The 11,980-nt window shown below is 65.3% G+C and carries 10 protein-coding genes; 3 read left to right on the top strand and 7 right to left on the bottom strand.

Annotated features, from left to right (window positions below; genetic code table 11):
• Nucleotides 1–77: 77 nt before the first annotated feature.
• Nucleotides 78–257 (top strand): hypothetical protein, encoded by a 180-nt coding sequence (locus F3J45_RS23400; protein ID WP_167068625.1) that lies wholly within the window; start codon nt 78–80, stop codon nt 255–257.
• A 102-nt stretch (nt 258–359) separates the two neighbouring features.
• On the opposite strand, the gene F3J45_RS23395 is transcribed toward F3J45_RS23400, so the two are convergent.
• From F3J45_RS23395 to F3J45_RS23385, 3 genes are all read right to left on the bottom strand, one after another.
• Entirely contained in the window at nt 360–1,874 is a 1,515-nt protein-coding gene (locus F3J45_RS23395) for a glycosyltransferase family 39 protein (protein ID WP_167068622.1), read from the bottom strand.
• Nucleotides 1,871–3,592: a lipid IV(A) 4-amino-4-deoxy-L-arabinosyltransferase gene (gene arnT / locus F3J45_RS23390; protein WP_167068619.1), complete on the bottom strand. Its 1,722-nt coding sequence runs from the start codon at nt 3,590–3,592 to the stop codon at nt 1,871–1,873. The genes F3J45_RS23395 and arnT overlap by 4 nt, the downstream gene beginning before the upstream one ends.
• Before the next feature lie 587 nt (nt 3,593–4,179).
• Entirely contained in the window at nt 4,180–4,347 is a 168-nt protein-coding gene (locus F3J45_RS23385) for a hypothetical protein (protein ID WP_167068616.1), read from the bottom strand.
• Nucleotides 4,348–5,038: 691 nt separating this feature from the next.
• Between F3J45_RS23385 and F3J45_RS23380 the strand changes: the two genes are divergently transcribed.
• Entirely contained in the window at nt 5,039–5,233 is a 195-nt protein-coding gene (locus F3J45_RS23380; RefSeq protein WP_167068612.1) for a hypothetical protein, read from the top strand.
• 116 nt (nt 5,234–5,349) lie between these two features.
• On the opposite strand, the gene F3J45_RS23375 is transcribed toward F3J45_RS23380, so the two are convergent.
• On the bottom strand, nt 5,350–6,270 hold the full coding sequence (locus F3J45_RS23375; RefSeq protein ID WP_167068609.1) for a LysR family transcriptional regulator: 921 nt from the start codon (nt 6,268–6,270) through the stop codon (nt 5,350–5,352).
• A 100-nt stretch (nt 6,271–6,370) separates the two neighbouring features.
• Between F3J45_RS23375 and F3J45_RS23370 the strand changes: the two genes are divergently transcribed.
• The gene (locus F3J45_RS23370; protein WP_167068606.1) at nt 6,371–7,132 is read left to right on the top strand and encodes a TSUP family transporter; all 762 of its coding nucleotides are present in this window, start codon (nt 6,371–6,373) and stop codon (nt 7,130–7,132) included.
• A gap of 1 nt (nt 7,133) precedes the next feature.
• Here F3J45_RS23370 and F3J45_RS23365 read toward each other — a convergent pair whose 3' ends face one another.
• The 3 genes from F3J45_RS23365 to F3J45_RS23355 form a co-directional block, all read right to left on the bottom strand.
• Nucleotides 7,134–8,543: a GGDEF domain-containing protein gene (locus F3J45_RS23365; RefSeq protein ID WP_205300651.1), complete on the bottom strand. Its 1,410-nt coding sequence runs from the start codon at nt 8,541–8,543 to the stop codon at nt 7,134–7,136.
• 155 nt (nt 8,544–8,698) lie between these two features.
• Nucleotides 8,699–10,528: an SLC13 family permease gene (locus F3J45_RS23360; protein WP_167068600.1), complete on the bottom strand. Its 1,830-nt coding sequence runs from the start codon at nt 10,526–10,528 to the stop codon at nt 8,699–8,701.
• Nucleotides 10,529–10,641: 113 nt separating this feature from the next.
• Nucleotides 10,642–11,949, bottom strand: a complete 1,308-nt coding sequence (locus F3J45_RS23355; protein WP_167068597.1) for a substrate-binding domain-containing protein — start codon at nt 11,947–11,949, stop codon at nt 10,642–10,644.
• Nucleotides 11,950–11,980 lie beyond the last annotated feature (31 nt).

Raw genomic sequence — 11,980 nt, 5'->3', positions numbered from 1 at the left:
ACAGAACCCATTGATTTCATTGAATCCATTCCCAGCGTAGACGCAATAAATGCTTTTGCATCAAGGGCACTGGCAAAATGATTAATGGTTTGCGCGAAGTCAGTCTTTCGGTGTTTGCCGCCGCGGCTAATACCGGGGCTTATCCAATCAAGGTTATGCCTGAATTTGTGAAAGAAACATCAAAAAACAGTCGCGCCAGCGTGACATCTTGCTGTTGGACAGCTCAGGTTCAGGTTGCCATTCAAATGGATGGATAACGAATAGTTAGAACCGCCGTAATGCATTGTTTTATTAAATATTTATTAATGTCCGGCGTTGGCTGCACGGTGCGCTTAAGTTGCACGCTCGGGCGTTAAACATCACGCCTTGGGTATATAAGCCACGCTGTGCTCAGCGCCGGAGTGCAACAGCCGTTCCCCTCGGCTTGGCTGGGTGGTGATGACCTGGTGATCGTGGCTCAGGTAGTCGAGCGGTGGCGGTTGGCCGGGCCGGTAATGGGCCACGATGATGGTGCGGTGCGGGTCCCAGTGCTGGCCGCTGTCGCGCTCCAGCCAGGCCATCAGCGTGGCGGTGTCGCCGCTGCGCGGGTAGTCCTCGGTGTCGGCGACATAGCGGAAGGGGGCGCCACCGGTTTGCAGGTACATCGGCACTTTGTTGTCTACCTCGACCATCACCAGGTGCCACTGCGCCAGCGGTGCCTGTGCGCTGGCCAGCTCGCGTACGGCCTTGCCAAAGCCGATCACGCCGCCGCCACCGTTGCTCCATGGCACCAGGATGCCCAGCACCGCCACCAGCAGGGCCGCCGTTGCCGCAAAGCCCAGGTGCAAGCCGCGGCCTTGGCTGTTGCGTACGGCCAGCCAGCGGGTGACCCACCAGGCCCCGAGCAGTTGGGCGAACGGCACCAGCGGCAATACGTAATAGCTGCGCCGGCTGCCGCTGGCGGTGAAGAACAGCATCAGCAGGGCGAGCCCCTGGACCAGCCAGCGGGTGTTCGGCTCGATGTGCCGCCATTGGCGTAGGGCAACCCACAGGGCGATCATCCAGCAAGGGGCCCAAGGCAGGGTATATACCGGCAGGTACAGCAGGTAGGTGTAGAGCGGGCCGAGGTTGTCGAAGGGCTGGAAGAACCGCACCAGGTTTTCCCGCACCACCAGGCCAAGGCCACTCTCGGCATAGTTCGCCGCGCCATACAGGTGCGACAGCAGGAACGGCGTGATGTACAGCGCCCCGCCCAGCAGCAGCGCCGCTGCCAGCCTGAGGTTCAGGTGGCGCTTCCAGCGGCCTTGGCCCAGCAGGTGGGGCAACAGCAGCAACCCTGGCAGGATGAAGCCGATCAGGCCCTTGCACAGTGATGTCAGTGCCAGCAGCCCGACGAACACGCTGTAGCGCCAGAACCCTGTGTCGTCCGGCCCGCGCCAGTACCACCAGAGCGCCGCCAGCACACCGCATACGGTGAGAATGTCGGCGGTGGCCACCCGTGCCCAGAACACGAAATAAAAGGTGGTGGCCAGCATCCAGCCGGCGATCAGGCCAGTGCCCCGTTGCAGCAGGCGCTCGCCCAACAGGTACACCAGCCATACGCTCAACCACGCCGCCAGCACCGAAGACAGCCGCAGCGACCAGGCGCCCAGGCTACCGGTCAGCCAGGCGCTGGCGGTGATCAGCCAGTACGACAGCAGCGGCTTGTCATAGTAGGCGCCGCCCTTGAGGTAGGGGTCGAAGTAGTCGCCGCTCTGCAGCATTTGCAGGCTGATATTGGCCCAGCGGGTTTCTGCGCCCCACAGCTCGCGGTTGCCCAGGCCAACCAGCAGCATCAGTGCCGTGGTGGCCAGCAACAGCAGCAGGGCGCGCCGGTCGTTACGGAGCAGCCTCATGGCTGGCGCTGGGGAATGATGAAGATTTCCAGGTTGCCGCGGCGGAAGTGCTCGCCCTCCTTGGGCATGGCCTGGGCTTCCTGCACTTCGTCCTGGCTGTTGATGCGCAGCACCACGCCCACCGAGCCCTTGCTGCGCGCTTCGGCCATCCAGGGGCCGAGGTCGTCGAGGCCAACCTTGCGCGCGGCCATGGCGGGGTCGCTGAGGCCGTACTTGAGTTCGCCAACGGTGTTGAACAGCACCACTTCAGGCCGGCGCAGGCGCCAGGCCAGCGCGGACGCGGTGCCCAGGTCGTTGCTCAGCAGGGTGTGGGCCTGGCCCAGGGCCTGCTGGTGCTCGGCAATGAAGGTGTCGGGCATCTTGCTGTTGACGATGCTCGCCGGCATGGCCGCTGGCAGCAGCGCCACCAGCATGCCGATGCCCAGCGCTGGCATCGCCCATAGGGCCAGTGGGCGCATGGCCTGCAGCGCATTGGCGATCAGCCAGCTGGTGAGCACGACGCACACCAGCAGCAGGCTGTACATTTCGACGTGCTGGTAAAGCTGGCGAGTGGCCTGCAGGTACACCAGTGCCACCAGGGCGACCGCTGCCAGCAGGGTGTTGACCGCGCCGTTCAGGCGCAGCACGCGCGTGTCCTGGTTGTGCAGCCAGCCGTTGATACTGCAGGCCATCAACAAGGCCAGTGGCAGCAGGCACGGCATGATGTAGGTTGGCAGCTTGCCGCTGCTGGCGCTGAAGAAGGCCAGGGGCAGCAGGAACCACAGCCCCAGGAAGGCCATTTTCGGCACCCGCCGCTCGCGCCAGGCGCGCAGCAGGGCGCTCGGCAGCAGCACGGCCCAAGGCAGGCTGGCGGCGAACAGCAGCGGCAGGTAGAACCACCATGGCCGTGCGTGCTGGGCATCGGCACCGGCGGCAAAGCGGCGGATGTGCTCGTGCCAGAAGAAGAACCGCCAGAAGTCCGGTTCACGCACCTGCACCGCCAGCACCCAGGGCAGGCTGACGGCCACCGCCACCAGGATGGCGACCGGGCCGTAGCGCAGCAGCTCGCCGAAGCGCCGCTGCCAGAGCATGAATGGCAGGGTGACCAGCACCGGCAGCAGCAGGGCGAGAAAGCCCTTGGTCATCAGGCCCATGGCGCAGGCCACGCCCAGCAATGCCCAGCTGAGCAGGCGGGCGCGGGTGCTGTGGCTGTCGATGGCGAACCATACTGCCACCAGGCTCAGGTTGACCCACAGGGTGAACTGCGGGTCGAGGTTGGCGTAGCCGGCTTGGCCTGCGATCAGGCCGAAGCTCATGTACAGCAGGGCGGCGCTGGCGCTGATCCGTGGGTTGTTCCACAGCCTGCGGGCGATCAGGTAGGCCAGGCAGATGCTGATGCCGGTGCTCAAGGCCGAGGCGATGCGCACGCCGAACAGGTTCTCGCCGAAAATCGCCTGGCCCAGGGCGAGCAGCCAGTAGCCGCCGATTGGCTTTTCGAAGTAGCGGATGCCCATGAAGTGCGGGCCAACCCAGTTGTCGCTCAGCAGGATCTCCTGGCCGATCTGGGCATAGCGGGTTTCATCGGGTATCCACAAGCCGTGGTTCATCAGCGGAAGCAGGTAGAACAGCATGAACGCCAGCACAAGGCCGGGGATGGCCATGCGTTGGGCCAGCGAGGGGGTGGCTAGGGTAGGCAGTGAGCGGGCAGACGGGCGCAGCGGGCGGATGTCGGACGTCATGGGTAGGCCTTGGTGCCAGACGGTTTTCGGTTTCAACGGTGCGCCCGGGGCAATCCGGTGCGAGCGCGGCGTTGGGTGGGGTGAGTACAACGAACGGGGGCGTGCTTCCAGCACGGTGTTCTGCGTGCAAGCCAAGCGTGAATGGGAAAAATGTCCAGCACAGGTAACAAAATGTTTGTGTCTGGGTGTTTAGCGGGGGCAATCGTAGGGGGGGTGTTGTTTGGGGGCGGTGAAGGGGATGTGAAAAAGTTGCTGGGGGGAGGTGTTTGGCGGGAGGGTGTGTTGTGGGCGCGATCACGCGCCGCGCTTGCGGGTTGCGTCTTGTAGCGCCTGTGAGATCGAGCGCCGCCCGCGCGGCGCTTCGCGAGCTACGCTCGCTCCTACGTTTGTTTCGGGCCAATGTTCATGTTAGCTGCGCGCGCGCCCTGGCGTACGACGCGACATCGAAGGGAACCAACAAGGCGGTCGCGCGCGACGGTACAGGCATAACTGGCCCGAAACAAACGTAGGAGCGAGCGCAGCTCGCGAAGCGCCGCGCGGGCGGCGCTCGATCTCACCGGCGACAAACAACCCAAGCCATACCCCTTTCACTCCCTAAGGCGCAACCGAGCCAGCATCCCCTCGATCCGCTTGATCTCACGATTCAGCAACCGCGCCGCCCCCACCTTCCCCTCAGCCAGCAACTTGTCCCGATCCCGACGCAAATTCAGCAGGCTCTGCTGCAACCCCAGGCCCGAACTAGTGAACTCGTCCATCACTCCCTCATGCGCTAAAGCATCCGTGCTGTTGTAAGAAAAAATGACCGTAACAGGTCAAATTCCGCAATTAGCACTGGGATTTTATACAGTAAAAAAGCACTTTGTAGATTCTACCTACTACCAGCGGTAAGACTTCCTACAAATCACCGCACTGGTTGTTTCCATTCATGTACCGAAAAAAACCGCCATAGGCCTGTATCCGCTGGGTTTCTGGCCGGGAAAATTCGACCAGCCGGCGAATCCCCCCCAACCGCCGGCTTTTACACGAACCGAAATGTTAAGTAGCAATTCCCCAGCCCCCCACACGCATCTGATCCGCTTTTTTCTCACCAACCTGCATCTGTATCCGTATCAGTCGAGCGCCGACAATGGGTGTGTCCCGATATCACTGTGAAGAGGTTCCGATGGGCAAGCTCGCGCTGTTTCTGGGTGGCTTTCTGCTGTTGACCCTACTGGTAGGCCTGCTCGGCACCATCCCGCCGGGCTGATCTGCTCCTGCCCCCTGCGGCCCGTCTATCTCGCGGACGGGCCCACCGCCTGCCCGCTCGCGGCAGCGCTGCCTACCCGTACCGTTGGACTAGCGGTCGTTGTCAGTCATTCTCAAGTGCAAAGTGCTCGTGTAGTCTCGGCCGCGTCATAATGAGTCGTGAAACGCGGCCTGGTCTTTTGCCTTGGAGTCAGTGAACAGATGGAATGCAAGAAGGGCACTTCAGCCATGCTGGAGTGGCGCAGCCGTTTTCTCAGCGCGGGTATTCTCGAAGAAGAGGACTATGACCAGGCGCTGCGCAGCGCAGAAGCGCTGGAGCAAGCGGGGGTGATCAGTGCATTGGAATGGATCGAGCTGGTCAAGGCCGCCAATGCCGCATTGCTAGGCCTGCGATAAGTCCTTCTTTGTACGGGGAAATCTGTCCACAAAAATCGTGGGTAGGTCTGTGGATAACATTCTGCAAGCCAAGCGGGTGGCGGCCTCTGTTAAATTGAGCAGAAATTGAACAGCATTTAACGCTGCGCCTGAATGGCCTTTTCGCCGGCCTGGCGCAGTGCCAGCAGCAGTTCGCGTACCCGTGCCGGCAGCTCGCCGGTGGGGTACACCGCGTGCATCTGCGGGTCGTGGCCGGTGCTGGAGGTCAGGCGGTAGTCCGCGCACACGCGCACCAGGCGCCCGGCCTTCACTTGCGCTTGCGCCGCCCAATCGGCCAGGCGGGCGATGCCGGCACCGGCCAGGGCGCTGTGGTACACCGCATCACCCGAACCCAGGCGCAGGCGCGGGTGCGGCCGCAGGCTGGTGATTTGCCCGTCGCGGCAGAAATGCCAGGCCTTGAGGATGCGCGGGGCGGTATGCAGGATCAGCGCATGCTGCTGCAACTGCTCGGGGCGCTCAGGGGTGCCGGCCCGGGCCAGGTAGGCTGGGCTGGCGTACAGGTGACGGCGGTAGCGCCACAGCGGGTAGCCGATCAGCTCGCTGGACTGGGGGAAGGCGCCGCGCACCACAAAATCGAATTTGCCCAGCAACGGGTCCAGTGCTTCGTCGCTGTACTGCACATCCAGGGTCACTTGCGGGTGGCGTTGGCTGAAGGCTGCCAGCACGCCGGGCAATACATGCTCGCCCAGCAGTTGCGGCACGGCAAAACGTACCCAGCCCTGTGCGCTGCCACTGAGCGCTGCCAGTTCGTCGGCGGCGTCACGTTGCACATCCAGCAAGCGCTCGGCGTGGGGCAGCAGGCGTTCGCCGGCCTCGGTCAGGGTCACCGCATTGGCGTTGCGGTACAGCAGCTTGCACCCGCTGTTGTCTTCCAGGGTTTGCACCGCACGGGTGACGGCGCTGGGCGAGCGCCCCAGGGCGCGGGCGGCGGCAACGAAGCTGCGCTTGTGGGCGACGCTGACGAAGGCCTGGATTTCACGCAGCATGTCCAATGCCATGGAAACACTCCTGATTGCAGTTTTCGCAATATGGCATTTCAACACAAGTGCGTCACTTTGATTAGCCTTGCAGTCTGCTTCTACTGCCAGGACCTGCCCCATGATGGATATCGCCGTACTTTCCCTGTTCGCCTTCGCTGCCGGCCTGATCGATGCCGCCGTGGGAGGCGGCGGGCTGATTCAGATCCCGGCGCTGTTCAACGTGCTGCCCAGCGCACAGCCGGCGGCCCTGCTGGGCAGCAACAAGCTGGCGTCGGTGTGTGGCACGGCGTTTGCGGCGCGTTCGTTCATTCGCAAGGTCACCCTGGACTGGGGCCTGATCGTGCCAGCGGCGCTCAGCGCCTTCGTCATGTCGTTCGCCGGGGCGGCCACGGTGTCGCTGGTGCCGCCCAGCGTGATGCGCCCGGCGGTGCTGGTACTGATCGTGTTGATGGCCATCTACACCTTCTGCAAGAAGGACTTCGGCACCCTGCACAAACCGGCGAAGATCGGCCGCAAGGAGCAATGCCTAGCGGTGCTGATCGGCGGCGCCATCGGCTTCTACGACGGCCTGTTCGGCCCAGGCACCGGCAGCTTCCTGATCTTCCTGTTCATCCGCTTCTTCGCCCTGGACTTCCTGCACGCCTCGGCCTCGGCCAAGGTGGTGAACATCGCCACCAACCTGGCGGCGCTGGTGTTCTTCGTGCCGTCGGGCAATGTGCTGTATGCCATCGCCCTGCCCATGGCCGCGTGCAATATCCTCGGCGCACTGACCGGCACCTGGCTGGCGGTACGCAAGGGCGCAGGCTTCGTGCGCGGGCTGTTCCTGGTGTTGCTCTGCGTGCTGATCGCCAAGCTGTCGTGGGACTTGCTGGGCGGCTGAGTCAGACCGTTTGGCGCTGCCGCTCGGCCTGCTCCACCCGGTTGCGCCCGCGCGCCTTGGCGCGGTACAGGGCCTGGTCGGCGCGGGCCAGCAGTTCGTCCAGCTCAGGCGCCTGCTCGTCGCCCGCGCAGCCATCCAGGCCGATGCTCACGGTGATCTGCACCCGGGTATCGCCCTGCATCACCTGCAAGTCCTGCACGGCGCGGCGCAGGCGTTCGGCATTGAACGCCGCCCGCTCCGGGGCCAGGCCTGGCAGGATCACCACGAACTCCTCGCCGCCCAGGCGCGCCAGCAGTTCGCCGTCGTGCAGCTGGTCTTGTAAGGCGCGGGCGAATTGGCGCAGCACCTGGTCGCCCACGGCATGGCCGTGCTGGTCGTTGATCGACTTGAAGTGGTCGATGTCCAGCATCATCAGTGTCAGCGGCAGCGCCTGGGCGTGTTGCTGGCGGCTGTCGAGCAGGGCGTTGGCACGGCGGGTGAAGGCGCTGCGGGTCAACACGCCGGTCAGGTGGTCGACGGTGGCCTGGTGCGCCAGGCGTGCCAACAGGCTGCGGTTGGCCTGGCTGACGCAGGCCACCACCAGCGGGCCGAGCACCAGCATGGCGATGCCCAGGCGCGCCGACATCAACGTGGTGACCCCAGGCTCGCTCTGCGGCACGCTGAAATGCATCAGGTTTTGCGCCACGGCAACGATCAGCGTGCTGCCGGCGCTGAGGGTCAGCAGCGAAACCAGGAACGGCGAGTAGGTCCAGGCGCACCACAGCAGCGCGGCGATCGGGAAGGCAATGGCCCCCGGCCCACCGAACACGATGCTGAACACCAGCGACAACAGCAGCACCAGCAGCGGCGCCAGGCGAATGGCCTGGGCAGAGCTACGCACCAGGGCGCGGGTGGAGGGCGCGGTGAGCAATACCGGCAGCACCAGCACGCTGGTGGAGAACTGTTCGCTGAACCAGGCCAGCCAGGTGGCCTGCAATGACTGCTGGAACCACGGCGTGGCCATCACGCAGGCCAGGCTGGCGGCAACCATGGCGCCGGCTGCGCAGGCGCCGAACACGCTGAGCACGCCGTGCGGGGTGCGCATGCGCCGGTGGATGCGCGGCAGGCGCGACAACAGCAGCCACACCGTCACCACCACGCCCAGGTTGCACAGGTTGAACCACAGGGCCGGCGCCCAGGCGCTGCCGCAGGCAAGGTCCGCGGCCACCATCGCCAGCCACACCAGGCTGAAACCGGTGAGGCTGGCCTGGCGTGGGTAGCGCAGCAGGACCCCGGCCAGCACCGCATTGACCGGCCAGAACAGCGACAGCGATTCGATCGGCCGGGCCAGAATACCGCCCAACGTCAAGGTGAACGTCAGGATGAACAACAGCAGGTAGGGCAACAGGCGCGACTGTGCTGGAAAAACCATAGGCTCGACCGACAAGCGGAAACGAAATCCAGGACAACGGCTATAGGCACCTGGGGCAATTGCCCTTAAGTGTGTTTCCACTGGCTAGTTGATGTCAATTCGCCGCGATCGCCCAGGATAATGCCAGCGGCCGGCCAGCTTCTTGTTGGCCCGCCTCACAGGCCGAAGATCCACGGCACCATGACCACCGTGACCAGCATCACCAGCACCGTGAACGGCACGCCCACCTTGACGAAGTCAGCGAAGCGGTACTGGCCAGGGCCCAGCACCAGGGTATTGACCGGCGACGACACCGGCGTCATGAATGCCGCCGACGCCGCCAACGCCACGGTCATGGCGAACGGGTAGGGCGACAAGCCCAGCTGCGTGGCGGTACTGATCGCCACCGGTGCCATCAGCACCGCCGTGGCGGTGTTGGAAATGAACAGGCCGATCACTGCGGTGACCGCGAACAGGCAGGCCAGCATGGCCATCGGCCCGGCGCCGCCCAGCAGGCCGACCAACCCGCCCACTGCCAGGTCGATGCCGCCGGTTTGCTGCAGGGCCTGGGCGAACGGCAGCATGCCGACGATCAGCACCAGGCTCTGCCAGTGGATGGCGCGGTAGGCGCTGTTCATGTCGATGCAGCGCCCGGCGCCCATCAGCAGGCAGCCGATCAGCGCGGCAATCACATTGGGCACCGCACCGCTGACCATCAGCCCGACCATGACCGCCAGGCTCACCAAGGCCTGGGGCGCACGGTTGCGGGCCGGGGCAACCTGGTCGATTTCGGCGGGCAGGCTCAGCACCAGGAAGTCCCTGGGCTCGCTCTGCAACTGGCGCACCGCCTTCCACGGGCCAACCACCAGCAGGGTATCGCCCAGGCGCAGCTTTTCTTCCAGCAGCTGTTCCTCGATGGCGGCCTGGTCGCGGCGCAGGCCGACCACGTTGAGGTCGTAGCGGCTGCGAAAGGTCAGCTCCAGCACGCTTTTACCGATCAGTTGCGAGCCCGGTGGCAGCGACACTTCGGCCATGCCCAGCTCCTGGGACTGGTCGATGAAGTAGGCGGCCTTGAAGTGCAGGGGCTCCAGCTGCATGGCCTGGCACAGGCTGCGCAGGTCGTCGCGCTTGGCGAACAGGTCGAGCAGCAGCACATCGCCGGCGTGCAGCACGGTGTTGGAGTCGGCGGTGATCACCCGGGTGGTGAACTTGTGCTGGCGCTCGATGCCGATGACGTTGGCGCCATGCCGGGTGCGCAGTTCCAGCTCGCCCAGGGTATGGCCAATCAGCGGCGACTGTGGGCGAATGCGCAGGCGCCGCTCACGGCCGTTGAGCTTGTAGTCGAGCACCAGGTCCAGCAGGGTGCGGCGGGTTTCCATTCGGCCGTCCTTGCGCACCTCGCCATTGAGCCAGTGCCGGGTCAGCAGCATGTAGCCGATGCCCAGCACCAACACCACCAGGCCGAACGGGGTAAAGCTGAAGAACTGGAAACCGGCCTCGCCGTGGCGCACCAGTTCGCTGTGCACCACCACGTTGGGCGGGGTGGCCACCAGGCTGAGCATGCCGCTGATCAGCCCGGCGAAGCTCAGCGGCATCATCAGCCGGCTGGGCGAAAGCTTCAGGCGCGCGGCGATGCTCAGCACCACTGGGATGAAGATCGCCACCACGCCGGTGGAACTCATCACCGAACCCAGCCCGGCCACCGACACCATCAGCAGTACCAGCAGGCGGGCTTCGCTGTTGCCAGCCTTTTCGCTCATCCACTCGCCGATGCGGTAGGCGATGCCGGTACGCACCAGGCCCTCGCCGATCACGAACAAGGCGGCAATCAGCACCACGTTGGGGTCGCTGAAGCCGGCCAGGGCCTGCTCCACGGTGAGGATGCCCAGCAGCGGCAGGGCAAGGATCACCAGCAGGGCGACCACATCCATGCGCGGGCGGTTGATGACGAAGAGCACGACGACGACAGCCAGCAGGCCGAGGACCCAGAGCAGTTCCTGGTTCATGGGGCGGGTATGTTCCTTCACGCAAAGGGGCACGGATGACAGTAGCAGTCAGTGTGGCAGGTTGGGCGCGAAGGGGTGTTGATGAAGGTCAGGGCGCCGTGCCAGGCTGCGGGTCAATACACCCACACTTCGACCCGGCGGTTGCGCAGGCGGCCTTGTTCCAGGTCATTGCCGGCCACCGGCAGTTCATCGCCCATGCCGGTCACTTCCAGCACCTCGACGCCGTCGCGGGCCAGTTCGCGGCGCACCGCCTGGGCCCGCAAGCGCGACAGCAAGGCGGCCCGGCCCGGGGTTTCCTTGGGGTCGCCAAAGCCCACCAGCACCGCCTTGCTCTGTAACTTGCCGGCCTGGCGCAGGTATTCGGCCACCCGCTGCACATCGCGCAGGGCCTTGTTGTCGAGGCTGGCGCTGCCTTCCTGGAAGCGGAAGTTGACGCTCAGGCGCTGCGCCTGCTGCGCCAGGCTGCGGTAGCGCGGCGGCATGCCGGCCTGGGCCGGTACCGGCTGGGCCTGGACTTGCTGGGAAACGAACCCTTGCGCGGCGACGATGGCCTGGCCCGCCGGGCTTTGGGCGAAGTCGGCCAGGGCGCGGGCCTGGGGCTTGGCGTTGGCGGGCAGGTAGAAGTACAGGCGCCGTGACAGCGGGTAGTCCTCGCTGGCCACCAGCGGGCGGTCCGGCAGCATGGCCGGCCCTTCGCCTTCGGCCACGGCCAATACCTTGGCCCCGTGCACCGCCGCCAGGCTGCTGAAGCCAATGGCCTGGCGGTCGCTGCTGACCTGCGCGGCCAGCGCCTCGCTGGACTCGAAGCGCTGTGCGTGGGCATCCAGCGTGGCCTGGTGGGGGTCGAGCACCAGCGCCTTGAAGGTTTCGAAGGTGCCGGAGCGGTCATCGCGGGCGTACAGGTGGATGGCGCCTGCAGCCACGCCGAGCTGTTCCCAGCGCTGTACCTGGCCCGAGAAAATCTGCGCCAGCTGCGTGGTGGTGAGCTGCGGCAGTGGGTTGTCGGGGTGAACGATCACCGCCACCCCATCCAGGCCGATGACCTGTTCGGCACTGGCTGCGCGCAGGTCGCCCAGGGCCTTGAGGCGCACCGCTTCGGCTTCGGTAATGGGCCGGGAGGCCGCTGCCAGGTCGGCCTCGCCTCGGCCCAGGGCGGTAAAGCCGGTGCTGGAGCCGTGCGCGGCGACGTCGATGCGCAGCGCCTGGCCCTGGGCATCGCGCGCGGTGATGACGGTTTCGTTGGCCACCGCGCCGGGCACCTGCTGGATGTCGGTCGCCTGCTGCGCCCACAACTGCCCTTGCACCAGTGCCGGCAACAGGGCAGCACCGATGGTATTGGAGCCCTGGATGCGCAGGTGCGCAGGCTCGGCCTGGGCGCTCAGGGTCAGCAGCAGGAGTAACGAAAGCAGCGGGCGCAGCATGCCGGGCAACCTTTGGCATAGAGTTGCCCGG

Source organism: Pantoea sp. Ap-967 (genome assembly GCF_011752565.1).
In the GTDB taxonomy this organism is placed as follows: Bacteria; Pseudomonadota; Gammaproteobacteria; order Pseudomonadales; family Pseudomonadaceae; genus Aquipseudomonas.
This window is presented reverse-complemented; position numbering and strand designations above follow the sequence as displayed.